This is a genomic window from Hyphomicrobium sp. (assembly GCF_041659645.1).
Taxonomy (GTDB): domain Bacteria; phylum Pseudomonadota; class Alphaproteobacteria; order Rhizobiales; family Hyphomicrobiaceae; genus Hyphomicrobium_B.
This window is the reverse complement of the sequence record NZ_JBAZXX010000004.1, coordinates 249,120-272,821: the sequence shown is the minus strand read 5'-3', so window position 1 is coordinate 272,821 and position 23,702 is coordinate 249,120. Positions and strand designations below refer to the sequence as shown.

Annotated in this window: 32 protein-coding genes; 3 read left to right on the top strand and 29 right to left on the bottom strand. The window is 61.4% G+C overall.

All coding sequences use genetic code 11. The annotated features are described in order from the left end of the window. Positions 1–52: 52 nt before the first annotated feature. Together WC811_RS15685 and WC811_RS15680 are read left to right on the top strand one after the other, a co-directional pair. Positions 53–760, top strand: a complete 708-nt coding sequence (locus WC811_RS15685) for a DUF2750 domain-containing protein (protein WP_372646257.1) — start codon at positions 53–55, stop codon at positions 758–760. Between the two features lie 126 nt (positions 761–886). Then, positions 887–2,419 carry an acyl-CoA carboxylase subunit beta gene (locus WC811_RS15680; protein ID WP_372646256.1) on the top strand — a complete coding sequence of 511 codons (1,533 nt, stop codon included), beginning with the start codon at positions 887–889 and terminating at the stop codon, positions 2,417–2,419. 126 nt (positions 2,420–2,545) lie between these two features. On the opposite strand, the gene WC811_RS15675 is transcribed toward WC811_RS15680, so the two are convergent. From WC811_RS15675 to WC811_RS15650, 6 genes are all read right to left on the bottom strand, one after another. Continuing rightward, positions 2,546–3,862, bottom strand: coding sequence for a replication-associated recombination protein A (locus tag WC811_RS15675; RefSeq protein ID WP_372646255.1), 1,317 nt, complete (start codon positions 3,860–3,862; stop codon positions 2,546–2,548). A gap of 194 nt (positions 3,863–4,056) precedes the next feature. Next, a complete protein-coding gene (locus WC811_RS15670) occupies positions 4,057–4,710 on the bottom strand; it encodes a polymer-forming cytoskeletal protein (protein WP_372646254.1) in 654 nt (217 codons plus the stop codon). A gap of 200 nt (positions 4,711–4,910) precedes the next feature. Beyond that, entirely contained in the window at positions 4,911–6,344 is a 1,434-nt protein-coding gene (locus WC811_RS15665) for a Do family serine endopeptidase (protein ID WP_372646253.1), read from the bottom strand. 112 nt (positions 6,345–6,456) lie between these two features. After that, positions 6,457–7,485 (bottom strand): NAD-dependent epimerase/dehydratase family protein, encoded by a 1,029-nt coding sequence (locus WC811_RS15660; protein ID WP_372646252.1) that lies wholly within the window; start codon positions 7,483–7,485, stop codon positions 6,457–6,459. A gap of 48 nt (positions 7,486–7,533) precedes the next feature. Further along, the gene (locus WC811_RS15655; protein ID WP_372646251.1) at positions 7,534–8,277 is read right to left on the bottom strand and encodes an acetoacetate decarboxylase; all 744 of its coding nucleotides are present in this window, start codon (positions 8,275–8,277) and stop codon (positions 7,534–7,536) included. Between the two features lie 45 nt (positions 8,278–8,322). After that, positions 8,323–9,105: a 3-hydroxybutyrate dehydrogenase gene (locus tag WC811_RS15650; protein WP_372646250.1), complete on the bottom strand. Its 783-nt coding sequence runs from the start codon at positions 9,103–9,105 to the stop codon at positions 8,323–8,325. A gap of 224 nt (positions 9,106–9,329) precedes the next feature. Between WC811_RS15650 and WC811_RS15645 the strand changes: the two genes are divergently transcribed. After that, a complete protein-coding gene (locus WC811_RS15645) occupies positions 9,330–10,511 on the top strand; it encodes a patatin-like phospholipase family protein (protein ID WP_372646249.1) in 1,182 nt (393 codons plus the stop codon). Between the two features lie 239 nt (positions 10,512–10,750). Here the strand turns inward: WC811_RS15645 and rplQ are convergent, their stop codons facing one another. The 23 genes from rplQ to rplB form a co-directional block, all read right to left on the bottom strand. Further along, positions 10,751–11,176: a 50S ribosomal protein L17 gene (rplQ, locus tag WC811_RS15640; RefSeq protein WP_372646248.1), complete on the bottom strand. Its 426-nt coding sequence runs from the start codon at positions 11,174–11,176 to the stop codon at positions 10,751–10,753. Positions 11,177–11,417: 241 nt separating this feature from the next. Next, a complete protein-coding gene (locus tag WC811_RS15635) occupies positions 11,418–12,440 on the bottom strand; it encodes a DNA-directed RNA polymerase subunit alpha (protein WP_372646247.1) in 1,023 nt (340 codons plus the stop codon). A gap of 113 nt (positions 12,441–12,553) precedes the next feature. Next, positions 12,554–12,952 carry a 30S ribosomal protein S11 gene (rpsK, locus tag WC811_RS15630; protein ID WP_372646246.1) on the bottom strand — a complete coding sequence of 133 codons (399 nt, stop codon included), beginning with the start codon at positions 12,950–12,952 and terminating at the stop codon, positions 12,554–12,556. 99 nt (positions 12,953–13,051) lie between these two features. After that, positions 13,052–13,429, bottom strand: a complete 378-nt coding sequence (gene rpsM / locus WC811_RS15625) for a 30S ribosomal protein S13 (protein ID WP_372646245.1) — start codon at positions 13,427–13,429, stop codon at positions 13,052–13,054. Positions 13,430–13,616: 187 nt separating this feature from the next. After that, the gene (locus tag WC811_RS15620) at positions 13,617–14,210 is read right to left on the bottom strand and encodes an adenylate kinase (RefSeq protein WP_372646244.1); all 594 of its coding nucleotides are present in this window, start codon (positions 14,208–14,210) and stop codon (positions 13,617–13,619) included. Then, positions 14,207–15,550 carry a preprotein translocase subunit SecY gene (gene secY, locus WC811_RS15615; RefSeq protein ID WP_372646243.1) on the bottom strand — a complete coding sequence of 448 codons (1,344 nt, stop codon included), beginning with the start codon at positions 15,548–15,550 and terminating at the stop codon, positions 14,207–14,209. Before secY ends, WC811_RS15620 begins: the two co-directional genes overlap by 4 nt. A 139-nt stretch (positions 15,551–15,689) precedes the next feature. Then, on the bottom strand, positions 15,690–16,244 hold the full coding sequence (gene rplO, locus WC811_RS15610; RefSeq protein ID WP_372646242.1) for a 50S ribosomal protein L15: 555 nt from the start codon (positions 16,242–16,244) through the stop codon (positions 15,690–15,692). 4 nt (positions 16,245–16,248) lie between these two features. Then, positions 16,249–16,440 (bottom strand): 50S ribosomal protein L30, encoded by a 192-nt coding sequence (rpmD, locus tag WC811_RS15605; protein WP_372646241.1) that lies wholly within the window; start codon positions 16,438–16,440, stop codon positions 16,249–16,251. A 62-nt stretch (positions 16,441–16,502) separates the two neighbouring features. Beyond that, positions 16,503–17,078, bottom strand: coding sequence for a 30S ribosomal protein S5 (gene rpsE / locus WC811_RS15600; protein WP_372646240.1), 576 nt, complete (start codon positions 17,076–17,078; stop codon positions 16,503–16,505). Positions 17,079–17,102: 24 nt separating this feature from the next. Continuing rightward, a complete protein-coding gene (gene rplR / locus WC811_RS15595; protein WP_372646239.1) occupies positions 17,103–17,468 on the bottom strand; it encodes a 50S ribosomal protein L18 in 366 nt (121 codons plus the stop codon). 12 nt (positions 17,469–17,480) lie between these two features. Next, complete coding sequence (rplF, locus tag WC811_RS15590) at positions 17,481–18,023, bottom strand: 50S ribosomal protein L6 (RefSeq protein ID WP_372646238.1); 543 nt, start codon at positions 18,021–18,023, stop codon at positions 17,481–17,483. Between the two features lie 42 nt (positions 18,024–18,065). Continuing rightward, positions 18,066–18,464 (bottom strand): 30S ribosomal protein S8, encoded by a 399-nt coding sequence (rpsH, locus tag WC811_RS15585; RefSeq protein ID WP_372646237.1) that lies wholly within the window; start codon positions 18,462–18,464, stop codon positions 18,066–18,068. Between the two features lie 12 nt (positions 18,465–18,476). Continuing rightward, complete coding sequence (gene rpsN / locus WC811_RS15580; RefSeq protein ID WP_372646236.1) at positions 18,477–18,782, bottom strand: 30S ribosomal protein S14; 306 nt, start codon at positions 18,780–18,782, stop codon at positions 18,477–18,479. 42 nt (positions 18,783–18,824) lie between these two features. Further along, entirely contained in the window at positions 18,825–19,511 is a 687-nt protein-coding gene (rplE, locus tag WC811_RS15575; RefSeq protein WP_372646235.1) for a 50S ribosomal protein L5, read from the bottom strand. A 3-nt stretch (positions 19,512–19,514) separates the two neighbouring features. Beyond that, positions 19,515–19,841 carry a 50S ribosomal protein L24 gene (rplX, locus tag WC811_RS15570; RefSeq protein ID WP_372646234.1) on the bottom strand — a complete coding sequence of 109 codons (327 nt, stop codon included), beginning with the start codon at positions 19,839–19,841 and terminating at the stop codon, positions 19,515–19,517. Then, on the bottom strand, positions 19,841–20,209 hold the full coding sequence (gene rplN / locus WC811_RS15565; protein ID WP_013215056.1) for a 50S ribosomal protein L14: 369 nt from the start codon (positions 20,207–20,209) through the stop codon (positions 19,841–19,843). The genes rplX and rplN overlap by 1 nt, the downstream gene beginning before the upstream one ends. 161 nt (positions 20,210–20,370) lie before the next feature. Next, positions 20,371–20,601, bottom strand: coding sequence for a 30S ribosomal protein S17 (rpsQ, locus tag WC811_RS15560; protein WP_372646233.1), 231 nt, complete (start codon positions 20,599–20,601; stop codon positions 20,371–20,373). A 14-nt stretch (positions 20,602–20,615) separates the two neighbouring features. Beyond that, positions 20,616–20,822 (bottom strand): 50S ribosomal protein L29, encoded by a 207-nt coding sequence (rpmC, locus tag WC811_RS15555; RefSeq protein WP_372646232.1) that lies wholly within the window; start codon positions 20,820–20,822, stop codon positions 20,616–20,618. 17 nt (positions 20,823–20,839) lie between these two features. Next, positions 20,840–21,250 carry a 50S ribosomal protein L16 gene (gene rplP, locus WC811_RS15550; protein ID WP_045835883.1) on the bottom strand — a complete coding sequence of 137 codons (411 nt, stop codon included), beginning with the start codon at positions 21,248–21,250 and terminating at the stop codon, positions 20,840–20,842. An 18-nt stretch (positions 21,251–21,268) separates the two neighbouring features. Further along, a complete protein-coding gene (gene rpsC / locus WC811_RS15545; RefSeq protein WP_372646231.1) occupies positions 21,269–22,123 on the bottom strand; it encodes a 30S ribosomal protein S3 in 855 nt (284 codons plus the stop codon). 1 nt (position 22,124) lies between these two features. Continuing rightward, entirely contained in the window at positions 22,125–22,568 is a 444-nt protein-coding gene (gene rplV / locus WC811_RS15540; protein WP_372646230.1) for a 50S ribosomal protein L22, read from the bottom strand. Then, positions 22,568–22,846 (bottom strand): 30S ribosomal protein S19, encoded by a 279-nt coding sequence (gene rpsS, locus WC811_RS15535; protein ID WP_372646229.1) that lies wholly within the window; start codon positions 22,844–22,846, stop codon positions 22,568–22,570. The genes rplV and rpsS overlap by 1 nt, the downstream gene beginning before the upstream one ends. Before the next feature lie 24 nt (positions 22,847–22,870). Then, complete coding sequence (gene rplB, locus WC811_RS15530) at positions 22,871–23,695, bottom strand: 50S ribosomal protein L2 (RefSeq protein ID WP_372646228.1); 825 nt, start codon at positions 23,693–23,695, stop codon at positions 22,871–22,873. Positions 23,696–23,702: the final 7 nt, after the last annotated feature.

Genomic DNA, 23,702 nt, shown 5'->3' with positions numbered 1-23,702 from the left:
CTGAAGTCATCTTTCAAGAACACTTGCAGGAATGATTCGGGGTCGATGATCAATGCTCAACGCGCCGCGCATACCGGAACTTGCGCAACGCGACCGCTTCGTGCGACGAGCGGTCAGTGAAGGGCGTGTGCTGACGCTTGCGGACGAAGAAAACGCCTCGGTGCCATCGCAGAAAGTCCTCGCGCGGACGGTACAGCTTTTTTGGTCGAGCCCGATCGAGGCCGGACGCTGGGCCGAAGCGCTTGCCGGAAATCGCGAGCTTCAGGATCTATCGCTTGAGGTTTTCGCAACGGACATCCTGCCCGGCATTGCGACCGCGAAGGGCTTCGTCGGTACAGATTGGGTTTCCGATCCGATCGAAGCCGAGATCGACCCGCGCGATCTTCTGATCCGTCTCAAGACGGAGGCAATACCGGTTTACGCGGCCGCGGCACGCGAAAAGGGCGAAGTTTACCTTGTCGGCAATGCCGAGGGGCCGTTGCTGACACCCGGCACGCAGAAGCCTCGCTCCGCCGACCGGCTGCACGTCTTCGCCACCCGCCCCGACGCCGAAGCCCACATGAAGAAAATCTCGGGTAAGCGCGTTATTGCCGATCCCGTCGCCAACTTCATCGGCTCGACGCTCGTCTGGGCGGCAGCCGAGAGCCATCCGGTGATGATCGAGCCGATCCGGGGCGCGGGGTTCGTCGAGGTTAAGGCCGCTGAGATGACCACGCGTCTCTCCGCCGAAGGTGCAGAGACCGCCGTCAAAAGCGCTTGATTTCGAGGCTTCTGGCTGATTGCCGAGCGCCTTCGGCAGCTCGCGACAACTCAGCGTTTGCGCTGCATCGGAGCCATGCTAGAGAGCCCTTTCCGCTTATTTCGCCCGAGCCAGGCAAGGGGTTCCATGAAAGACATCATCGACGAGCTTGAGAATCGCCGCGACAACGCCCGCCTCGGCGGCGGCCGCGCCCGTATCGACGCGCAGCATGCCAAGGGCAAGCTGACCGCGCGCGAGCGTATCGAGCTCCTGATGGACGACGGCTCATTTGAAGAATTCGATATGTTCGTCGAGCATCGCTGTACCGAATTCGGCATGGAAAAGACGAAGGTGCCGGGCGACGGCGTTGTCACGGGCTGGGGCACGATCAACGGCCGTGTCGTCTACGTCTTTGCCAAGGACTTTACCGTCATGGGCGGCTCGCTCTCCGAGACGCACGCGAGGAAGATCACCAAGATCCAGGACATGGCGCTGAAGAACCGCGCGCCGATCATCGGCGTGTTCGATGCCGGCGGCGCCCGCATCCAGGAAGGCGTCGACGCGCTCGGTGGCTACGGCGAAGTGTTCCAGCGCAACGTGCTGGCATCCGGCGTTATTCCGCAGATCTCGGTCATCATGGGGCCGTGCGCGGGCGGCGACGTCTACTCGCCTGCCATGACCGACTTCATCTTCATGGTGCGGGACACGAGCTACATGTTCGTGACCGGCCCGGACGTCGTGAAGACCGTGACGAACGAGACCGTGACCGCCGAAGAACTGGGCGGCGCCAAGGTCCATACGACGAAATCCTCGATTGCCGACAAGGCCTACGAAAACGATCTTGAAGCGCTGCTGCAGATGCGCCGTTTGATGGACTTCCTGCCTTCGAGCAACAGAGCAGGCGTTCCCGAGATGCCGACGCATGACGACCCAGAGCGCATCGACTATTCGCTCGACACGTTGATCCCGGACAATCCGAACAAGCCCTACGACATCAAGGAACTGATCCTGAAGGTCGTTGACGAGGCGGACTTCTTCGAAATTCAGGACGCCTTCGCTAAAAACATCGTGACGGGCTTCGCACGCATGGAAGGCTCGACGGTCGGCATCGTCGCCAACCAGCCGATGATGCTGGCGGGCGTTCTCGATAGCGACGCCTCGCGCAAGGCCGCGCGCTTCGTCCGCTTCTGCGACTGCTTCGACATTCCGCTCGTGACCTTCGTCGACGTTCCGGGCTTCCTTCCGGGCACCGCGCAGGAATACGGCGGTCTGATCAAGCACGGCGCGAAGCTTCTGTTCGCCTATGCCGAGGCGACCGTGCCGAAAGTTACCGTCATCACGCGCAAGGCCTACGGCGGCGCTTACGACGTCATGAGTTCGAAGCACATTCGCGGTGACGTCAACTATGCGTGGCCGACCGCCGAAATCGCGGTGATGGGCGCGAAGGGCGCGGCCGAAATTCTCTATCGCTCCGAGTTGTCCGACCCGGTAAAGATCCAGGCGCGCATCGACGAATATAAGAAGCGCTTCGCCAATCCGTTTGTCGCCGCCGAACGTGGCTACATCGACGAGGTCATCACGCCGTCAGCGACGCGCAAGCGCCTTTGCCGCGCGCTCAACATGCTGCGCAATAAGACGCTCGAAAACCCTTGGAAGAAGCACGATAATATTCCGCTGTAATGCTCTAACGCGCTCACGCCTGCTGATCCGATCGCCTAAGGCGATCGGGCAGGCTCCGCGAGGGCGGCGCTCGCGCCGTCGCCCGGTCGGGCTCGCGGCCTGCGGCCGAAGAGTGGGGTATGGGGGCTACTTGCTGTTTCGCTCGGCGCGGAGCTTGGCCCAGTAGTCGAGGCGTTTTTTAATCTCACGTTCAAAGCCCCGCTCGGGCGGATCGTAGTATTGCGGGCGCTTCTTGAAGGCGTCGGGGAAATAGTTCTGCCCCGAGAACGCGTCCGGCTGATCGTGATCGTAGCGGTAGTCGGAACCGTAGCCTTCCTCCTCCATCAACTTCGTCGGTGCGTTGAGTATCGTCTTTGGCGGCGCGAGCGAGCCGTGCTCTTTTGCAGCACGCATCGCGGCCTTGAACGCGACGTAGTTGGCGTTCGATTTCGGCGCGGTCGCGACGTAGATGACGGCTTCCGCCAGCGCCAATTCGCCTTCAGGGCTCCCGAGAAAATCGTAGGCGTCCTTCGCGGCGTTGCAGACGACGAGCGCCTGGGGATCGGCGAGGCCGATATCTTCGACGGCCATACGCACAATGCGCCGCGCCAGAAACAGGCGATCCTCGCCGCCGTCGAGCATACGGCAAAAATAATAGAGCGCGGCGTCGGGATCGGAGCCGCGCACCGCCTTGTGTAGCGCCGAGATCAGGTTGTAGTGCCCTTCGCGCGACTTGTCGTAGAGCGGGGCGCGGCGCTGCACGAGCTTCACGAGCGCATCGCGATTGAGCGGCTTGCCCTTTTCGGGGACGGCGGCAAACACATCCTCGACGAGGTTCAGAATCGAGCGGCCATCGCCGTCGGCCATGCCCTTCATGGCGTCGCGCGCATCATCGTCGAGCGGCAGCGAACGGCCGACATCCTTTTCGGCGCGTTCGAGAATGGTTTCGAGGTCGGCGTCGCTGAGCCGGTTCAGCACCAGGACGCTGGCGCGCGAGAGAACGGCGGCGTTCAACTCGAACGACGGGTTCTCCGTCGTCGCGCCGACAAGCGTGATCGTGCCGTCCTCCATGTACGGCAGGAAGCTGTCCTGCTGCGAGCGGTTGAAACGGTGGATCTCGTCGATGAAGAGCAGCGTGCCTTTGCCCTGCTCGCGCATGATCTTGGCGCGGTCGAAGGCTTTGCGCAGTTCGGCGACGCCGGAGAAGATCGCGGAGAGCTGCTCGAACACAAGGTTCGTTTCACCAGCGAGAAGACGCGCGATCGTCGTTTTGCCCGAGCCCGGTGGTCCCCAGAAAATCAAACTCGGCACGCGACCGCTTTTGAGCATCCGCGTCAGCGTGCCGTCGGGACCGACGATGTGCTCCTGGCCGACGACTTCGGACAAGGATTTCGGGCGCAGCCGATCGGCCAGCGGCCGCGGCGCGCTTTTCTCAAGTCCGGCGGCTTCGAAGAGATTGGTCATATGGGCCTTATATAAGGCCGCCGCGCCGCCGTCCAAAGGGGAAGCAAGCCGTGGGCACCCACGGCAGGGCGTTGCACCCAATGTTTGTCATCCCGGGCGCCCCCCTTGTGAGACCCGGGACCGAGAACCCCTCCTCGATCGCGTGGCCTGGGTCCCGGCTCTCCGCTACGCTCCGGCAGGGATGACAGGGGAAGCTAGTAGCTCCGCACGGCAACGTTGACCGTTTGAGGCGAGCCGGAGCTAGCGCCGGAGACATCCGTTACCTCGACGTCGAAGCGGGCTTTCTCGGCAGCGGAACCGTCGTGAGCGAAATAAACCTGACCGCTTTCCAGGTCCGCCTGCGAGAACGTCGCCACAGCGCGGTCCGGGTCGGCCGCGAGCCCTACGTATCCGCCCGACGCGTTCGAGATATGGAAGGTCAGGTTTTCAGGCTTGTCGTCGGGATCGAGCGCATTGAGATCGGCGGTCGTGATTCTCACAGTGCGACCCTGCGAAACCGTGAGGTCGAGATCGCCGCCCAGCGCCGGGGGAATGTTGCGGACGTGCGCCGTAAGCTCACCGCCCTCCTCCATCGACAGGCGGCCGTACTTGATCTTGCCGACGGCGTGGCCGGTGCGCCTGATCTGGATGAGTTGCTGAACGCGGACGTCGCCCTGGATGGTGCCATGAATTTCGGCCGTATCGGAGTTGACGTTGCCAAAGAGCCTACCGCCCTCGTGGACGATGACATCGGCGGCCGTGACGCCGCCTTCGACGTAGCCCCAGATTTCGATCCGCTGACCGCTCTTGACCTGGCCCTTCAGGACGGCGTCCTCGCCGATAATCAACACACCACGATTGTCGGACATCGGCTTGCTCCCGTTTACGCTTACAGGGCCGCGCGACGGCAACGGCCAGGAGCGCAACCTCGACCAGGAATTTGTCAGCTTCTCGACAGCCGAAGCGGCGGAATACGATGGACCGGGCAATTCAAGGTTAATGGCGAGGGTTGTTCTTGCGCCCTAGGCGGCCCGCGCGTGAAACGCGTGTCGCCTAGCGCCTACAAGGCCTAACCGGGGACCTGAAGCTGGAGGACGCGGTTGCCGCGTTTGACCGAGATCTGCCAAAGCTGCCGCCGGTTCGCCAACGCGCGTTCGGCTTCATCGACGGTCGCGATCTTGTCTTTGTTGATTGCAGCAATGATATCGCCCGGCTGGAAGCCGAAAGTCTGAGCCGTCGAACCGTCACGCACGGACGTAACGACAACGCCGTCGGTATCGTCGAGATCGTACTCGTCGGCAACGGATGGCAGAATGTTCGAAATTCGCGCGCCGTCGAGCGGGTGATTGCCCGACAGGTTTTTGGCGTCGTTCTTACCGGGCTTCGGCGCGGCGACAAGCGGCATCGCGATATCGATCGGCTTGTTGTGGCGAATAACGGTGAGCCGCGCCGTCTGGCCGATGCCCTTCGTCGTCATCCGGTAATAGACGGCGCGTGCATCGACGACGTCGACGCCGTCGACATTCGTGATGACATCTCCGGCTTCAAGACCGGCGGCGGCGGCGGGGCCCTTGTCGTAGAGGCGTGTCACGACGGCACCCGAAACGCGATCGAGGCCGAGGCCTTCGGCGATATCTCGCGACATGGCTTCGAGCTTGGCGCCGAGCCAGGGCTTCTCGACCTTTCGGCCGAGCGCCGCGCTATCTGCATAGACACGCACGAGGTTCGAGGGAATGGCGAAGCCGATGCCGACCGAGCCGCCCGACTGAGAGTAGATCATCGTATTGATGCCGATCAGGCGCCCGGACATATCGACGAGCGCGCCGCCGGAGTTACCCGGATTGATCGCCGCGTCGGTCTGAATGAAGACTTGGCTATCGGATTGGCCGATCTCGGTACGCGACAGGGCCGAGACGATGCCGCTCGTCACGGTTTGGCCGACGCCGAACGGATTGCCGATCGCGAGAACGAGATCGCCGACTTCAAGCGCATCGGAATCATCGAATTGCAAAAACGGAAAATTGCCGTCGCCGCCTTCGATCTTCAGAACGGCGATGTCGGCCTTGTCGTCCTGCGCGATCACTTTCGCGTCGAACTCGCGCTTGTCGGCCAATGCGATGCGAATGGCAGTATCGCCACCGCCCTTGATGACATGCGTGTTCGTAACGACGAAGCCTTCGCGATTGACGATGACGCCGGAGCCGAGCGAACTCATCACGCGCTCCGACGGGCGGCCAAAGTTATTCCCGAAGAAGTGGCGAAAGAACGGGTCGTTAGCGAAGGGCGAGTCGAACGTTTGCACGCGGCTGCGTACATAGACGTTCACGACTGCGGGCGCCGCCTTCTTCACGATCGGCGCGTAAGAGTACTGAATGGACTCGCGCGAGGGCGGGGCAATCTTCTCTTGCGCAAGCGCGTCTTCCGCCGGGCTGAAAACTTTCGGCGCGACGCTGGCGCCGATTACGGCGGCCACGCAGATGAGGAACCACTTCTTCATTGTCATCGATCAGCTCTTCAGATGGGTCTGTTCAGACGCGTTGGCGGGCCGCCCGCAGTTGATGCTCGACCGCCTCGACCAAGACGATTCCGAAAGAGAAATACGTTCTCGCAGGCGGTCAGATCAACCTAAGGTCTCGTAATGATCGGACCGCGGCGGTGACGGCCTCATCCGCCCCCCGCAGCGAAAGCCCAAGTTCGGCCTTCACCTTGGCGTTGGAATAGGCCTTCTTTTCTCCGAGTTCCGGAAGCACGGTCCGCAACTTCCTGTCGAAAACCGCCATCGCCCGCACGGCGAAGTCGGGAAGCTCGAATTTCGGCACCTTGGAGCTAAGATCGGGGAGTTCGCGGGCCATGATCTGGCCGAGCTCGTAGAGGCTCAGCATCCCCTCGCCCACCAGATAGCGGTTGCCGACGATGCCGGGCTGGAAGGCCGCCTCGACATGCGCTGCGGCGACATCGCGCACGTCCGTCACGGGGAAGCTTATGCTCGGAGCGGCTGGATAGGTGCCCTTGGCCATGATCCGATACAGCTCGTGGGAGGTCGACAGATCGGCGTCAACAGCTGGGCCTTGGACGAAACTCGGGTTGATCGCAACGAGTTCAGGCGCGCCGGGCGTCGACTCGATGAAATCCCAGGCGGTCTTTTCGGCGATGGTCTTCGACTTGAAATAGGGCGTTAGGTCGGGCCGCGTTTCGTCGGTGAAATCTTCCTCCGAATAGACGTGCCCTATGGGGCGGCCGCTTGGATAAAAGATCGCGACCGTGGACGACGTCAGCACGACGCGGGCGACTGCGGCTTTCGTCGCCGCGCGCAAGACGCGCAATGTGCCGTCGCGTGCCGGAGCGATGACATCTTCGGGATCATCGGGCTGAGTGATAGGGAATGGCGACGCCGAGTGGACGACAACCCCGGCGCCCGCAACGGCTTCGTCCCAACCGTCGTCGCTCGTCAAATCGGCGACGATGAAGGATAGGCTTTCCGGGTCGGCGCCGAGGCGGCTGACCGCGCGACGCACATCGTCGGCCTTTTGCAGGCTTCTGAGTGTTCCGCGCACGGTATGACCGCGGCGCAGAAATTCAGCGATCGTGTTTTTGGCGATAAGGCCGCTTGCGCCGGTGATGACGACCTGCGGATCTGAGGGCATGACGGGCGCACCTGTGGTTCGAGTGCCGGTGCGCCCATCGCGCCCGGCTTACGCCAGATAGTCGTGCAGAACACGGCCGAATGGCAATGTCAGATCGGCAATAAAATGCCGCGCGCCGACGATTTTGCGGACCGGCAGATCGGCGACCGGCGCATTGACGTGCGGGATGAGATGCAGGCGTCCTGGCCCCATCCACGAACCTTTGATCGAGATCTCAGTAAGGTTGTAGGCGACGAGCTGGCAGATCTGCAGCTTGCCATCGACGCCGGGAATGACCTTGAGGTTGACCGCTGTCTTCGCGAGGATCGCAGTCGTCGCGACGCCGTTTCCGGCCATCGAGAGATGCTTATAGCCCATCGTTCCCATAGCGACGAGCTGGCCAGCATATTCGAGCGTTCCCGTCAGCGTGTCTTTCACGACTTCGAGTTTCGGATGCGCATACTTCTTCGGGAAGCCCCAGATCTCGCGACCGGCGACGATCGGCGGATCGTCGTCGAGGTACATCTGGGCGACGAAGTTCATGTCTTCGCCGTTGTAGCGGCAGGGAATGACGAGACCGGATTCGGTGTAGCTGCCGAATCCGGACGAGTCCGGCATCGAGATCCATTCGTAATGCACGATCGGCGTGTCGACCGGTTCGAGCGGTTCGGGAAGTTGCTCGCGGATGATTTCGGGATCGGTCTCGTAGGAGATGATCATGTATTCGCGATCGACGAAGCGATAGGGACCGGCGGGATAGCTCGGACCGGCGAGCGGCATGGAGGGCAATGTGCGGATGTCTTCGGCGCGCATCTGGGAAATCCTCGGCTCAGCGTGGTTGACGTTGATCTTCAGTGGTCAATGCGCGGTCCAGCCGCCGTCGATCGGAATGATCGCGCCGGTGATCGAGGCTGTCTGCTCGTCGGCGAGGAATGCCGCGAGCGACGCCACTTCCTCGACCGTGATGAAGCGCTTCGTCGGCTGCGCCGCGAGAAGCACGTCGCGGACGACGGCTTCTTCCGAGATGCCGCGTGCGTGCGCCTGATCGGGAATTTGCTTCTGCACGAGCGGCGTCAGCACGTAGCCGGGGCAGATCGCGTTGACGGTCACGCCATGCTCGGCGGCTTCGAGCGCCACCGTCTTCGTCAGGCCCGCGATGCCGTGCTTTGCGGAAACGTATGCCGATTTGAACGGCGACGCGACGAGCGCATGGGCGGACGCGACGTTGATGATGCGGCCAAAGCCGCGCTCCTTCATGCCCGGGAGCACGAGGCGGGTGAAGTGAAACGCGGAGGAAAGATTGATAGCGATGATCGCGTCCCATTTCTCGATCGGAAATTCCTCGATCGGCGAAACGAACTGGATACCTGCGTTATTGACCAGGATATCGATTTCGCCGAGTTCGGCTTTGGTTTGCTCGACAGCGGCGGCAATGGCTTCCGGCTTGCTGACGTCGGCATCGGAGTAGCCGACCTTGACGCCATGCGCCGACGCAATATCGGCCTTCAAACGCTCGACTTCTTCGCGGTCGGCAAAGCCGTTCAACATCACGTTATGACCGATCGCGGCAAAGCCGCGAGCAATGCCGAGTCCGATGCCGCTCGTGGAGCCCGTTATCAACGCGTTGCGTTTAACCGTCATAAACCCTCCCAAAGGCGAGAAAATCCTGCGCCATCGCCGTTCCGGGCTTTGACGCATTTCGGTTTCACGTCTGTGACAAGGCTGAACGAACGTTATTTCGGTCTGAATTGTTCAATTCTGAAGCCGACGTGAAGGCCCCCCAAAGTGGCGCAATCCGGCGTCCGTCATACGCGTGCAATACCGCTCGCCTTAGAGTTCGCGTAATTGCCTCAGGGAGCGTGCCGATGGACGCGAAAGTCGCCGACAGGGCTACCGTGCCCGATTTTTCGAGGCAGGCCGGTGAGGAACATGCGTGGCGCCCGCGCGGCTGCGGCCGCGTCGCTCTCATCTTTCAGGGCGGCGGCGCTCTCGGCGCATATCAAGCCGGTGTTTATCAAGCGCTTTCCGAAGCCGGGGTAGAGCCCGACTGGGTCACCGGCGTTTCGATCGGCGGCATCAACGCGGCGATCATCGCGGGCAACAAGCCCGGTCAGCGCACGGAAAAACTCAGAGAATTCTGGCGTCGTATCACGGACCGCCGCGTCTGGGCCTATACTCCGGACGGTGATATTTTCCGCCAGATGCGCAACATGACAAGCGCTATGATGACCATGACGCATGGTCAGCCCGGCTTTTTCGAACCGCATAAGACGAACGCTTGGATGAGCCCGGCAGGCGCCGCGACCTCAACGAGCTTCTACGATTGTTCTCCGCTCAGGGAGACGCTGCTCGATCTCGTCGATTTTTCGCTGATCAATCAGCGGGTGAAGCGCTTCTCGGTCGGCGCGGTCAACGTGCTTAGCGGAAACTTCATCTACTTCGATAATCGCGACGAAGAAATCGGTCCAGAGCATGTGATGGCGAGCGGCGCGTTGCCGCCGGCTTTCCCAATGGTCAAGATCGGCACGGATTATTATTGGGACGGCGGCATCGTATCGAACACGCCGCTGCAGCACCTTCTCGAACAGGAAGACCGAGTTAATTCTCTCGTTTTCCAAGTCGATCTCTTTTCATCGCGAGGCGCATTACCTCGCGATATGAGCGACGTGCTCGGACGCCACAAAGACATCATGTATTCGTCCCGCACGCGCTACAACACCGACGTCTACCGCCGTCTGCATAAGCGAAAAACCCAACTCTACGCCGCGCTGTGCCGGATACCCCAAGCGGATCTGACCAGCGAAGATCGCAAACTCAAGGAAGAGCTGAGCAACCTGCCGCAGTTCACCATCATGCAGCTTATCTATCAGCAGAAGTCGTACGAAGGGCACGCGAAGGATCACGAGTTCTCGGCCACGTCGATGCATGAGCATTGGCAGAGCGGATACGAGGACACCAAGCGGAGCCTGAAGCAACGAAGCTGGCTGGAGCTGCCAAGTGCTGAAGAGGGCATCGTCGTTCACGACGTGCACCGCTTGCAGGATTAAATCCCGCTCCTGCAAACGCTCTCGTCGCAACGCCCTCAAAGCGAAACCCCGGTGCCTCTCTCGGCGCCGGGGTTTTCGCTTTTGGTGGTCCTTTTGGGGGAACCTCGGCCCGCGAGGTATATGCCCGTCGCATGGATGACCGCCTGCTCGGCCATGACGGAGGACGTTAGAAATACAAATGGCCGGGACAAGCCCGGCCATAGCATCAACTCAGAAGCAGTTGCGCTTGCGAGTAGGGATCAGTTCGCGGCCTGCTCGGCGAGCATGGCTTCGTGGCGGGCCTTGTCCTCGGCGCCCTTCGCGCTCTCGTCGCGATCGACGAGTTCGATGACTGCGCGGGGCGAAGCGTCGCCGTAGCGGAAGCCGGCCTTCAGAACGCGCGTGTAACCGCCGTTACGATCTTTGTAGCGCGGTCCGAGAATGTCGAAGAGCTTCTTGACCATGTCCTCGTCGCGGAGACGGGCGATTGCAAGGCGGCGCGAGTTGAGGTCGCCGCGCTTCGCGAGGGTGATGTACTTGTCGACGACGCGCTTCAGGTCTTTCGCCTTCGGCAGCGTGGTGATGATCTGCTCGTGCTTGATGAGGGCTGCGGCCATGTTCGAGAACATCGCCTGACGGTGGCCCGGCTGGCGGCCGAAACGGCGGCCGAGTTTCTTGTGTCGCATCGTATCTTCTTCCTTGCATTGTTGGCTCGCGGCACACGCCGCAAGCTTGGTTTTGACCGTCGGCTGCTGCCATCCGGTTCGGCGCGGGAGGTTCTATGGCCTCACCTTCGCCTGTCGTGATCCGGAAGCTCTTAGAGCTATCCGGCAGTCTCCATTAGGCTTGCGACTGCAAGCCCGGCGCGTGCGCCGCCCGAGCGGAGCTGGCCCGTTCGCGCGAGCGAACGGAACAGCCGGCGCGAGCTCAATACTGGTCTTCGAAGCGCTTCGCCAGTTCGTCGATGTTGTCCGGCGGCCAGTTCGGAACTTCCATACCGAGATGAAGACCCATCGTGGCAAGGACTTCCTTGATCTCGTTGAGCGACTTGCGGCCGAAGTTCGGCGTGCGCAGCATCTCGGCTTCCGTCTTCTGGATGAGGTCGCCGATGTAGACGATGTTGTCGTTCTTCAGGCAGTTCGCAGAACGCACCGAAAGCTCGAGCTCGTCGACCTTCTTGAGAAGTGCGGCGTTGAAAGCCAGCTCCGGATGGCGCTGCTCTTCCTGGGCCTTCTTCGGTTCTTCGAAATTGATGAAGACGGCGAGCTGATCCTGCAGAATGCGAGCGGCGAGCGCGACAGCATCTTCCGGGCGGATCGAGCCGTCGGTCTCGACGGACATCGTCAGCTTATCGTAGTCGAGGATCTGGCCTTCGCGGGTGTTCTCGACCTTGTAAGAGACCTTCTTCACCGGCGAATAGAGGCTGTCGACCGGGATCAAGCCAATCGGCGCGTCTTCCGGACGATTACGGTCGGAGGCCACGTAGCCCTTGCCCATATCGGCCGTGAATTCCATGCGGATCGCGGCACCCTGATCGAGATGGCAGATCACGTGGTCCGGATTCAGGACTTCGACTTCCGACGACGCTTCGATGTCGCCCGCGGTGACGGGGCCGGCGCCTTCCTTCTTCAGGACCATGCGCTTCACGCCTTCCGAGTGAATGCGGAGCGCAATTTCCTTGATGTTCAGGATGATGTTCGTCACGTCTTCGCGGACGCCGGGAACCGACGAGAACTCATGCAGAACACCGTCGATCTGCACGGTCTTGATGGCGGCGCCCTGGAGCGAGGAGAGAAGCACGCGGCGGAGCGCGTTGCCGAGCGTCATGCCGAAGCCGCGTTCGAGCGGTTCGGCGACGACAGTCGCGATGCGCGAACGATCGCGGCCGGTCTGAATTTCAAGCTTCGTCGGCTTGATCAGGTCTTGCCAGTTCTTCTGGAGAACGTTCACGAGAAACCTCGTATATTTAGCGCGGACGGGGGAGCGGGCCGCGGAATCTCATAGCCGTGATTGTGCATGCGTCTCCGCGCGCCGAACTTGCGGCGCGCGTGCGGAATTTCTTCTTAGACGCGGCGGCGCTTGCGCGGGCGGCAGCCGTTGTGCGGGATCGGCGTCACGTCGCGGATCGACGTGATCTGGAAGCCGACGGCCTGGAGCGCGCGGAGCGCCGATTCACGACCCGATCCCGGACCGCAAACTTCGACCTCGAGCACTTTCATGCCGTGATCCTGGGCCTTCTTGCCGGCATCTTCGGCAGCCATCTGAGCGGCGTACGGCGTCGATTTGCGCGAGCCTTTGAAGCCCTTCGTGCCCGACGACGACCAAGCGATCGTGTTACCCTGCGCGTCGGTGATCGTGATCATCGTGTTGTTGAACGACGCGTTAACGTGCGCGACGCCCGACGTGATGTTCTTTTTCTCGCGCTTTTTAACTTTGCCGCGCGCGGCTGCTTCCTTGGCCATTACCGTCGTTGCTCCATGCCCCGCTCAAGGAGGCTAAAAACGTTGCGCGCGCCGGAAATCCAGAGACCGGGACCGGCGCGCAGAATTCCAGATGACGAACTACTTCGTCGCCTTCTTCTTGCCTGCGATCGGAACGGCCTTGCCCTTGCGGGTGCGGGCGTTCGTGTGCGTGCGCTGACCGCGGACGGGCAGGCCCTTGCGGTGACGGAGGCCGCGATAGCAACCGAGGTCCATCAGACGCTTGATGTTGGTCTGAACTTCGCGGCGAAGATCGCCTTCGACCGTATAATCGCGGTCGATCGCTTCGCGAATCTGCAGCACCTCGGCGTCGGTGAGCTGGCTGACCCGACGCTCCGCCGGGATGCTGCACTTCTCGCAAATCTCTTTCGAGAATTTCGGGCCAATGCCGTGAATATAACGCAGCGCGATTTCAACGCGCTTGCCTGTCGGAATGTTGACGCCTGCGATGCGGGCCACTTCAGTCTCCTGCCTTTAAATCTCGTAGCGAATTAACGATGCCGTCTCTTGCGATGCTTTAACTGCCAATAGGCGCAACGACCGCAAAACCCGGGTTTCAAGCCCTGGTCGGATCAAGTTGAGCCCTAGAAAAGTTGCGTGTTCTACCTCGGGTCATCTCTTCCGTCAATGCGTGCTTTTCCCTATGTCAAGCATCCTGGAATTGATTCAACAGTGCGCCAATCTGGAGGCTGACGTCCTGGATAGGGGCCATGCCGTCGACTGATTTCAGCAACTTATGAGCATAATAGTAACCAATCAGCGGGGCCGTCTCACGATAGTAGGCGATGAGCCGGGTCTTCAACGCTTCGGCATTATCGTCGGCGCGGACCGTTCCGCCGGCCGCCAGCGTCTCGCGGGCGCGACATTCTATCCGTTCGACGAGCTTGGTGTCGTCGACCTTCAACTCGATCACGCAGTCGAGGTGGCGGCTCTTGGACTTCAGCAGGTCGTCAAGCGCGTCTGCCTGGGGGAGCGTGCGTGGAAAGCCGTCAAGGATGAAGCCCTTGGCGCAGTCCGGCTCTGAAATCCGGTCGGCGATGATGCCGATGACGATCTCGTCGCTGACAAGGCCCCCGTCGGCCATGATCTTCTTCGCCTTAAGGCCGACCTGCGTTCCGGCTTTGACTGCGGCGCGAAGCATATCGCCCGTCGATAGCTGGGGCAGTCCGAGCTTGTCGGAAATGATCTGCGACTGCGTCCCCTTGCCCGCGCCCGGCGGGCCAAGCAGCATCAAAATCATCGACGCGCCCCACGAAGCTTGGCCTTCTTGATCAGGCCTTCATATTGCTGGGCGATCAGATGGCTTTGCACCTGAGCGACGGTATCCATGGTGACGCTGACCGCGATCAGCAGCGAGGTGCCGCCAAAGTAGAGCGGAATGCCGGCATAAGACGTCAGGATCTCGGGCAAAACGCAGACCGCTGCCAGGTAAAGCGCGCCGACGACGGTGATGCGGGTCAGAACGTAGTCGATGTACTCGGCCGTCTTGTCGCCAGGACGAATGCCGGGCAGGAAGCCACCGTACTTGCGCAGGTTGTCGGCGGTCTCCTTGGGGTTGATCACGACCGCGGTGTAGAAGAACGCGAAGAACAGGATCAACAGCGCATAGACGAGCATGTGAAGCGGCTGGCCCGAACCGAGCGCCGCGACAGCCTCGTTCAGCCATTCCGGCCCCTGCCCCGCTGTGAACTGCGCGACCGTGATCGGCAGCAACAGCAGCGAGGACGCGAAGATCGGCGGGATGACGCCCGATGAGTTGAGCTTCAGCGGCAAGTGCGAAGCCTCGCCCTGGAACATCTTGTTGCCGACTTGTCGCTTTGGATATTGAACGAGCAGTCGTCTTTGAGCGCGCTCGAAGAACACGATGGCCGCGACGACCGCAAGAGCGAGCGCCAGGAAGAACACGAGAACGCCGGGCGAGATCGAGCCGGTACGTGACAGCTCGAAAAGTTGTACCAGCGCGCCTGGAAGACCGGCAACGATGCCAGCGAAGATGATCAACGACGTGCCGTTACCGACGCCGCGCTGCGTGATTTGCTCGCCGAGCCACATCAGGAACACGGTGCCGCCGACGAGCGTGATGACGGTCGTGGCGCGGAAGAACAGACCCGGATCCATGACGACGGCGCCGGCCGCATTGCGCGAGCCTTCAAGGCCGACGGCGATGCCGTAGCCCTGCAGCGCCGCGAGAATGACGGTGAGGTAGCGCGTATATTGGTTGATCTGCTTGCGGCCCGCCTCGCCCTCTTTCTTCAAGGCTTCGAGCTTCGGCGAAATCGAACTCATCAACTGCATGATGATCGACGCAGAGATGTAGGGCATGATGTTCAACGAGAAAATGGCGAGGCGCTGCAGCGCTCCGCCCGAGAACATGTTGAACATGCCGAGGATGCCGCCGGCCTGAGACTTGAACGTCTCGGCGAAGGCGGCCGGATTGATGCCCGGCAACGGAATGAACGTGCCCAAGCGGAAGACGATCAACGCGCCAAGCGTAAACCACAGGCGCCGCTTCAGATCCTCCGCCTTCGCAAAGGCTGAGAAGTTCAGGTTCGAAGCAAGCTGCTCGGCAGCGGAAACCATTGGTCTCTTCTCCTAACCGTTGAGGCGAAGCCCAACGGGCAATCCCGCAACTTGGGTCCGGAACACGCTGTTTCCAGCGCTTTCCAGACGCGGACGCTCGACCGGCTCAGTTCCCCCGCTCCGGTCGCGCGTGCGATTATTATTCTTCCGACTTAGCGGCGCCGGGCTTCTTAGCCTTGGCAGCCTTCTTGGCCTCTGACTTCTTACGCTTCTCTTCGTCAGCCGCGAGGACCTTCGGCACGATCAACGTGATGCTGCCGCCGGCCTTCTCGATGGCTTCCTTGGCTTTCGCGGACGCATGATTGACCGTGATCGAAATCTTGGTCTTGATCTCACCGTCGGCGAGGAGGCGAAGGCCATGCTTCGGACGGCGTACAATGCCGGCCTCGATGAGCGTCGCAAGGTCGACGGGCTTGGAGGCATCGAGGCGCTTGTCCTCGATCGCCTGCTGCAGCGAGCCGACGTTGATCTCGTTGAAGTCCTGCGGACGCCACTTGTTGAAGCCGCGCTTCGGCAGACGGCGATGCAATGGCATCTGGCCGCCTTCGAAGCCGCCGATTGCGACGCCGGTACGGGCCGTCTGGCCCTTGCCACCGCGACCACCCATCTTGCCCATGCCGGAGCCGATGCCGCGACCGATACGGACGCGCGTCTTCTTGGCGCCCGGATTATCTTTGATGCCGTTGAGACGCATAGTCTTATTTCCCTTCTTCGACCTGCACGAGGTGCTGAACCTTTTTCAGCATGCCACGCACGGCCGGCGTATCTTCGAGCGTCGAGACGCGCCCAAGCTTGTTGAGACCGAGGCCGGTCAACGTCGCGGTCTGCCGCTCAGGGCGCCGATTGGGGCTCTTCACCTGCTTCAGCGTGATCGTCTTCTTCGTCGCCATATCGTAACCTCAAGTCCCTTTGTGAAGCGGCGGCAATGCCATACCGCTTCCATTATTATCTATCAGACGTCGGCGCCGGCTTCGGCAATCGACGAGCCGTCACGACGGCGCGACACGATGTCGGAAACCTTCTTGTTCCGACGGGCGGCAACGCCACGCGGATTTTCCTGCGCCTTGAGCGCATCGAACGTTGCGCGGACGACGTTATAGGGGTTCGTCGAGCCCATCGACTTTGCAACGATGTCGTGCACGCCGACCATCTCGAAGACGGCGCGCATGGCGCCACCGGCGATGATGCCCGTACCGGCCGGAGCCGAGCGTAAGATCACCTTGCCCGATCCGTGACGGCCGACGCTGTCATGATGCAGCGTGCGCGCATCGCGAAGCGGAACGCGAAGAAGATTGCGCTTGGCGCCTTCTGTTGCCTTGCGGATCGCCTCAGGAACTTCGCGAGCCTTGCCGTGGCCGAAGCCGACGCGGCCCTTCAGGTCGCCGACGACGACGAGCGCCGCGAAGCCGAAGCGCTTACCGCCCTTGACGACCTTGGCGACGCGATTGATGTGCACGAGCTTATCGGTAAACTCGCTATCGCGTTCCTCGCGATCTCTGCCACGGTCTCTCTGGGGTCCACGTGCCACGTTTCAGTTCCTCTCGAGTATCTCTTAAAACTTCAGTCCGCCCTCGCGGGCGGCATCGGCGAGCGCCTTGACGCGCCCATGAAACAGAAAACCGCCGCGGTCGAAGACGACCTCGGTGACGCCAGCCTTGACGGCACGCTCGGCGACGAGCTTACCGACGGCAGCAGCGGCCGCCTTGTCGGCGCCCGTCTTGATCGCGCCTTTGACGTCTTTTTCAAGCGTCGAAGCGGCGGCGAGCGTCACGCCCTTCGCGTCGTCGATCACCTGAGCGTAGATGTTCTCCGACGAACGGTGAATGGAGAGCCGCGGCCGACCATTGGCTACGTTCTTCTTCAGGCTGCGGCGAACGCGCGCTCGGCGGTTCAGAAACTTGTCGTTGATCTTGGCCATAGCTGCCGGTCCTTACTTCTTCTTACCTTCCTTGCGGAGGATGTATTCGCCTTTATAGCGTATGCCTTTGCCCTGATAGGGCTCGGGCTTGCGGGAAGCGCGGATGACGGAGGCAATCTGCCCTACGGCCTGCTTGTCAATGCCGGAGACATTCAGAAGCTCCTGCTTGGCGCCGCCGACCTTGACGTCGACGCCCGCCGGAATCTTCAGCACGACGTCATGGCTGTAGCCGACCGAAAGCGTCAGCGTATCCTTGCCCTTCATCGACGCCTTGAAGCCGACGCCATGGATCTCGAGATCCTGGCTGTAGCCGTCCGTGACGCCCTTGATGAGGTTCGCGATTTGCGTCCGCGACATGCCCCACTTCGAGCGCGCAGGCTTGTTGTCCTCGACCAGGCTGACGTCGATGCCCTCGTCCGTCTTCTGAACCTTCAAAGCGTCAGGAACGATAAAGGCGAGTTCGCCCTTGGGTCCCTTCATCTTGACGGTCTGACCCGAGATCGTCGCCGTTACGTTCGACGGGACCGGAACGGGTTTCTTACCGATGCGCGACATGGCTTCTTCAAACCTTGTTTCGCCGAGGCCGATGCCTCAGCCTTAGAATATGTTGCAGATGACTTCGCCGCCGACATTGGCTTCGCGTGCCTTCGAGTCCGACATGACACCCTTCGGCGTGGACAGGATGGCGACGCCAAGGCCGTTGGCGACCGTCGGAATACCTTTTACCGGCGAATAGACGCGGCGACCGGGTTTCGAGATACGCTCGATCTCACGAATGGCCGGCTGGCCATTGTAATACTTGAGCTCGATCTCGAACTGCGGGAGTTCACCCTTCAATTCGACGCGGCTGTAACCACGGATGTAGCCTTCCTCGGCGAGAACGTCGAGAACACGTGCGCGCAGGTTCGAGGCGGGGGTAGCAACCTTCGGCCGGCGACGCATCTGGGCGTTCCGGATGCGAGTGAGCATATCGCCCAACGGATCATTCACGGACATTGATGCTTCCTCTTACCAGCTCGACTTGACCATGCCCGGGATACGGCCCTGGCTCGCCAGCTCGCGGAGCTGGTTGCGGCACATCCTGAGCTTGCGGTAGTTGCCGCGCGGGCGGCCGGTGATTTCACAGCGATTGCGGACGCGAACCTTCGAGCCGTTGCGCGGCATCTCGGCAAGCTTCAGGCGGGCGGCGAAGCGCTCTTCCGGCGTCTTCGTCTTGTCCTTCGTCAGAAGCTTCAAGCGCTTCCGCTTCGGGGCCTGCTCTGCTGCCATCTTGCGACGGCGATTGTTCTTTTCGATCGAACTGGTCTTTGCCATTTCTTCTCCTCCAAAGGCCTTTCGGCTTTGTGCCGAGGTCCTCTAGCTACGGAACGGGAAATTAAAGCCCTTGAGCAATTCGCGGGCTTCATCATCGGTCTTGGCCGACGTGCAAACGATCACGTCGAGACCCAATACGTTGTCGACCTTGTCATAGTCGATCTCAGGGAACACCAGGTGCTCCTTGAGGCCGGTCGCGTAGTTGCCACGGCCGTCAAAGCTCTTCGGGTTCAAGCCCCGGAAGTCCTTGACGCGCGGCAGCGCGATCGTGACGAAACGATCGAGGAATTCATACATCCGGTCGCCGCGGAGCGTCACCTTGGCACCGATCGCCATGCCTTCGCGAAGCTTGTAGGTCGCGATGGCCTTGCGGGCCCGCGTCACGACCGGCTTCTGGCCGGCAATCAACGCGAGATCGGAAGCCGCGGTATCGACTTTCTTACGGTCGTTGACCGCTTCGCCGACGCCCATGTTGATCACGATCTTTTCGATCTTCGGGATCTGCATGACGTTGGCGTAGCCGAACTTCTCCTTGAGAGCGTCGCGAACGACCTTCTCGTAATGAGACTTCATACGCGGCTTATAGTCGGCCGGACGCGGCGCAGCGGGTGCGCGCGGCTCAGACGACGCGGCGGCCTTCTTGCCAGCCTTTGCCTTCTTCTCGCCGGCCTGCTGGGGGGTTCCCTGCGGCTTGGCGCCGGCCTTTGCCGATTTGACTTCCTTAGCCATGGCTTAGTTCTTCTCCGGGATCTGCTCGCCCGAGCGTTTCGCGACGCGGACCTTTTTGCCGTCAGCGAGGATCTTGAAGCCGACGCGGGTCGCCTTGCCGTCCTTAGGATCCTCGATCGCGATGTTCGAGAGGTTGATCGGGCCTTCCTTGGAAATGATGCCGCCTTCCTGAGACGCCGACTGGCGCTGGTGACGGCGCACCATGTTGACGCCACGAACGAGGGCGCGGTTCTCTTTCGGACGAACTTCGATCACTTCCCCGCTCTTGCCCTTATCGCGGCCGGCGAGGACGACGACCTTGTCGCCCTTCTTGATTTTAAAAGCCGACATCAGAGGACCTCCGGCGCAAGCGATACGATCTTCATATGGTTCTTGGCGCGAAGCTCACGCGTCACGGGACCAAAAATGCGGGTGCCGACAGGCTCGCCGTTGGCGTTGATCAACACCGCGGCGTTGCGGTCGAAGCGGATCAACGAACCGTCGGCGCGGCGAATGCCTTTCGCGACGCGAACGATGACGGCTTTCATCACCTGGCCCTTCTTGACGCGGCCCTTCGGGATCGCCTCCTTGACGGAGACCACGATGGTGTCACCCACCGTCGCATACTTGCGCTTCGAGCCGCCCAGCACTTTGATGCACTGGACGCGGCGCGCGCCCGAATTGTCGGCGACGTCGAGATTGCTCTCCATCTGGATCATCGCGTCATTCCTTCTCTCACGGCTTCAAGAGGCATAGTCTCGAAGCGCATCTCACCATTTGCCCAACTTGCACGCGGGGTCTTGGGGCAATTCCCAACTCTCCGACGGCCCGAAAGGCGCTACTTAAGCGTTCGATCGCTTAGCGAAGCGAGGCTTATGCCTCAAGTCGCGACAGCAATCCAACGTTTGTTCTTGGAAATCGGCCGGGTTTCTTCGATTGAAACCAAGTCGCCAACCTTGAACGAATTCTGTTCGTCGTGCGCGTGGTACTTCTTCGTACGACGCACGGTCTTCTTCAGCAGCGGATGGGTGTAGCGACGCTCAACCTGAACGACGATGGTTTTGTCGTTCTTGTCGGACACCACGACTCCCTGCAGCACGCGCTTCGGCATAGTCTCGTTCTCCCTTACGCGCCTTTTTTGACGCTACCACCGCGCCGAGCAACGGCTGCGGTCTTGATGCGCGCGATGTCACGGCGGACAATCCGGATGCGCGCAGTGTTCTCAAGCTGACCGGAAGCCCGCTGAAAGCGCAGATTGAACTGCTCCTTCTTGAGCTTCACCAGCTGGTCGTCGAGCTGATCGATCGACATGCCCTTGAAATCATCGGCCATGACTTTTCCTCAACTCCCTATTCAATTCGCGTGACGACGCGGCATTTGATCGGCAGCTTCGCGGCGCCAAGGATCAATGCCTCTTTCGCGACTTGCTGGTTCACACCGCCAAGTTCGAAAATGATACGGCCGGGCTTGACGCGCGCCACCCAAAGCTCGGGCGAACCCTTGCCGGAGCCCATGCGGACTTCGGCCGGCTTCTTCGACACCGGCACATCGGGGAAGATGCGCAGCCACATACGGCCGGCACGCTTCGTATGACGAGCGATGGCGCGACGAGCGGCTTCGATCTGGCGCGCCGACAGACGCTCCGGCTCCATGGCCTTCAGGCCCACTTCGCCGTAAGCGAGCGTTGTGCCCGACTTGGCGGCGCCGTGGATGCGGCCCTTAAATTGTTTGCGGAACTTTGTCCGTTTCGGTTGCAGCATGATGTGCCTCTGGGATCCTTACGCTTCTGGCGTCGACGTGCCGGCGTCCGAGGCAGCCGGCGCATTGCCGCCACCACCGCCGCCTGCTCCGCCACCTGGGCCACGTCCGCCGCCACCGCCACCACGACCGCCACGGCCGCCGCGACCAGGACGACGATCCTGACGGTCGCCATCGTCGCGACGCGGACGCGGTGCGCCGCTCTCTTGCATTTCCGTGAGCTTCTTGTCGGAGGCCATCGGATCGTGCTCGATGATCTCGCCCTTGAATACCCAAACCTTGATGCCGATGATGCCGTAAGCCGTACGCGCAACGCCATAACCGAAATCGATATCGGCGCGGAGCGTATGCAGCGGCACGCGGCCTTCGCGGTACCACTCGGTACGAGCGATTTCAGCGCCACCCAAACGGCCGGCGACGTTGATACGGATGCCGACGGCGCCGAGGCGGAGAGCCGACTGAACGGCGCGCTTCATCGCACGGCGGAACGCAACGCGGCGCTCAAGCTGCTGAGCAATGCCCTCGGCGATCAGCGTAGCGTCGATCTCGGGCTTTCTGATCTCGAGGATGTTCAGGTGAACTTCCGAGCTCGTCAGCTTGGCGAGGTCAGAGCGCAAGCGCTCGATCTTCTCACCCTTCTTACCGATCAGGATGCCGGGACGCGCCGTCATGACGGTGACGCGGCACTTCTTGTGCGGGCGCTCGATGACGACCTTCGAGATGCCGGCCTCGCGCTGCTCTTTCATGATGTGCGCGCGGATGGCGCGGTCCTCGTGAAGCAACCGGCCGTATTCACCGCGAGCGGCGAACCAGCGGCTGTCCCAGGTCCGGTTGATACCGAGGCGGAGGCCAACGGGATTAACTTTTTGACCCATATTACTTGGCCTCCTTAGCCGCGGCGGTCTTCGACGCGGGCTTCTTCGCGGCTTTCTTCTTCTCGGTCTTTTCCTCTTCGACCTGACGGACGACGACGGTCAACTGAGAGAAAGGCTTCAAGATCGAGGCGCCACGGCCACGGCCACGAGCATGGAAGCGCTTCATGACGAGGTTCTTGCCGACGTAGGCTTCGGCGACGATCAGATCATTGACGTCCAGCGCATGGTTGTTCTCGGCGTTCGCAACGGCGCTCATCACGCACTTGCGGACATCGCTGGCGATGCGCTTCTCGCTGAATTCGAGTTCAGCAAGCGCCTGATCAACCTTCTTGCCGCGGATCAGGCCCGCAACAAGGTTGAGCTTTTGCGGCGAAACGCGCAGCGACTTGAGGACCGCTTGGGCCTCGGTGTCGGCGAGGCGCCGCTCGTGGCTTGGCTTGCCCATTATCTCTTCACCGCTTTCTTATCGCCGCCGTGCCCGTGGAAAATCCGGGTCGGTGCGAATTCGCCGAACTTGTGGCCGATCATGTCTTCGGTCACAGCAACGGGGATGTGCTTCTGCCCGTTGTGAACCCCGAAGGTCAGGCCGACGAACTGCGGCAGGATCGTGGAGCGACGGCTCCAGATCTTGATCACTTCGTTGCGCCCCGAACCGCGCGACTTGTCCGCCTTCTTGAGGAGGTAGCCGTCGACGAACGGACCTTTCCATACTGAACGTGTCAAAGTCGTATCTCCTTCAGCCCGCCGCTACTTCTTCGCCTTTTGGCGCGAGCGTACGATATATTTCGTGGTCGTCTTGTTCTTGCGTGTCTTGAAGCCCTTGGTCGGCTTGCCCCAGGGCGTCGCCCAGTGCTTGCCGCCCTTCGTACGACCACCGTTCGGGTGATCGACCGGGTTCATCGCGATCGAGCGAACCGTCGGACGGCGACCCTGCCAGCGTGTGCGGCCAGCCTTGCCGGTGACGGTATTCATGTGATCGGGGTTCGACACCGCGCCGACAGTCGCCATGCATTCGGCGCTGACCTTGCGTGTCTCGCCCGAGTTGAGCTTCAGCACGGCGTAACCGGAGTCGCGGCCGACGAGCTGGACGAACGAACCGGCGGAACGAGCCACCTGACCGCCCTTGCCTGGCTTCATCTCGACGTTGTGCACGATCGTGCCGATCGGCATGGCCGAAAGCGGCATGGCGTTACCGGGCTTCACGTCAACCTTCGGACCCGCGACGACGGAGTCGCCGACGCCCAAACGCTGCGGAGCCAGGATGTATGCCTGCGTACCGTCCTGATACTTGATCAGAGCGATGAACGCGGTCCGGTTCGGATCGTACTCCAAACGCTCGACGCTACCAGGCGCATCGAACTTCCGGCGACGGAAATCGATCTTGCGGTATGCCTGCTTCGCGCCGCCACCGATGTGGCGCGACGTGATGCGGCCATCGCTGTTGCGACCACCGGTTTTGCCCTTGCCCTCGACGAGCGTCTTGAGCGGCTTGCCCTTCCAAAGCGCCGATCGGTCAACCTGAACCAGGTGACGCCGACCGGGCGACGTTGGGTTATATGTCCTAAGCGCCATGATCTAT

Bases quoted from the DNA above. Each gene is read 5' to 3' on its own strand.
- WC811_RS15685 (WP_372646257.1), top strand. From the start codon at position 53: ATGCTCAACGCGCCGCGCATACCGGAACTTGCGCAACGCGACCGCTTC.
- WC811_RS15680 (WP_372646256.1), top strand. From the start codon at position 887: ATGAAAGACATCATCGACGAGCTTGAGAATCGCCGCGACAACGCCCGC.
- WC811_RS15675 (WP_372646255.1), bottom strand. From the start codon at position 3,862: ATGACCAATCTCTTCGAAGCCGCCGGACTTGAGAAAAGCGCGCCGCGG.
- WC811_RS15670 (WP_372646254.1), bottom strand. From the start codon at position 4,710: ATGTCCGACAATCGTGGTGTGTTGATTATCGGCGAGGACGCCGTCCTG.
- WC811_RS15665 (WP_372646253.1), bottom strand. From the start codon at position 6,344: ATGACAATGAAGAAGTGGTTCCTCATCTGCGTGGCCGCCGTAATCGGC.
- WC811_RS15660 (WP_372646252.1), bottom strand. From the start codon at position 7,485: ATGCCCTCAGATCCGCAGGTCGTCATCACCGGCGCAAGCGGCCTTATC.
- WC811_RS15655 (WP_372646251.1), bottom strand. From the start codon at position 8,277: ATGCGCGCCGAAGACATCCGCACATTGCCCTCCATGCCGCTCGCCGGT.
- WC811_RS15650 (WP_372646250.1), bottom strand. From the start codon at position 9,105: ATGACGGTTAAACGCAACGCGTTGATAACGGGCTCCACGAGCGGCATC.
- WC811_RS15645 (WP_372646249.1), top strand. From the start codon at position 9,330: ATGGACGCGAAAGTCGCCGACAGGGCTACCGTGCCCGATTTTTCGAGG.
- rplQ (WP_372646248.1), bottom strand. From the start codon at position 11,176: ATGCGACACAAGAAACTCGGCCGCCGTTTCGGCCGCCAGCCGGGCCAC.
- rpsK (WP_372646246.1), bottom strand. From the start codon at position 12,952: ATGGCCAAGGAAGCAGCCGCGCGCGGCAAAGTTAAAAAGCGCGAGAAA.
- WC811_RS15620 (WP_372646244.1), bottom strand. From the start codon at position 14,210: ATGATTTTGATGCTGCTTGGCCCGCCGGGCGCGGGCAAGGGGACGCAG.
- secY (WP_372646243.1), bottom strand. From the start codon at position 15,550: ATGGTTTCCGCTGCCGAGCAGCTTGCTTCGAACCTGAACTTCTCAGCC.
- rplO (WP_372646242.1), bottom strand. From the start codon at position 16,244: ATGCGTCTCAACGGCATCAAAGATAATCCGGGCGCCAAGAAGACGCGC.
- rpmD (WP_372646241.1), bottom strand. From the start codon at position 16,440: ATGGCGACGAAGAAGACGATCACGCTGAAGCAGGTGAAGAGCCCCAAT.
- rplR (WP_372646239.1), bottom strand. From the start codon at position 17,468: ATGGCCAAGATCAACGACAAGTTTCTGAACCGCCGAGCGCGCGTTCGC.
- rplF (WP_372646238.1), bottom strand. From the start codon at position 18,023: ATGTCGCGCATCGGTAAGAAACCCGTTCCGGTCCCGTCGAACGTAACG.
- rpsH (WP_372646237.1), bottom strand. From the start codon at position 18,464: ATGTCCGTGAATGATCCGTTGGGCGATATGCTCACTCGCATCCGGAAC.
- rpsN (WP_372646236.1), bottom strand. From the start codon at position 18,782: ATGGCAAAGACCAGTTCGATCGAAAAGAACAATCGCCGTCGCAAGATG.
- rplE (WP_372646235.1), bottom strand. From the start codon at position 19,511: ATGGCTAAGGAAGTCAAATCGGCAAAGGCCGGCGCCAAGCCGCAGGGA.
- rplX (WP_372646234.1), bottom strand. From the start codon at position 19,841: ATGTCGGCTTTTAAAATCAAGAAGGGCGACAAGGTCGTCGTCCTCGCC.
- rplN (WP_013215056.1), bottom strand. From the start codon at position 20,209: ATGATCCAGATGGAGAGCAATCTCGACGTCGCCGACAATTCGGGCGCG.
- rpsQ (WP_372646233.1), bottom strand. From the start codon at position 20,601: ATGCCGAAGCGCGTGCTGCAGGGAGTCGTGGTGTCCGACAAGAACGAC.
- rpmC (WP_372646232.1), bottom strand. From the start codon at position 20,822: ATGGCCGATGATTTCAAGGGCATGTCGATCGATCAGCTCGACGACCAG.
- rplP (WP_045835883.1), bottom strand. From the start codon at position 21,250: ATGCTGCAACCGAAACGGACAAAGTTCCGCAAACAATTTAAGGGCCGC.
- rpsC (WP_372646231.1), bottom strand. From the start codon at position 22,123: ATGGGTCAAAAAGTTAATCCCGTTGGCCTCCGCCTCGGTATCAACCGG.
- rplV (WP_372646230.1), bottom strand. From the start codon at position 22,568: ATGGGCAAGCCAAGCCACGAGCGGCGCCTCGCCGACACCGAGGCCCAA.
- rplB (WP_372646228.1), bottom strand. From the start codon at position 23,695: ATGGCGCTTAGGACATATAACCCAACGTCGCCCGGTCGGCGTCACCTG.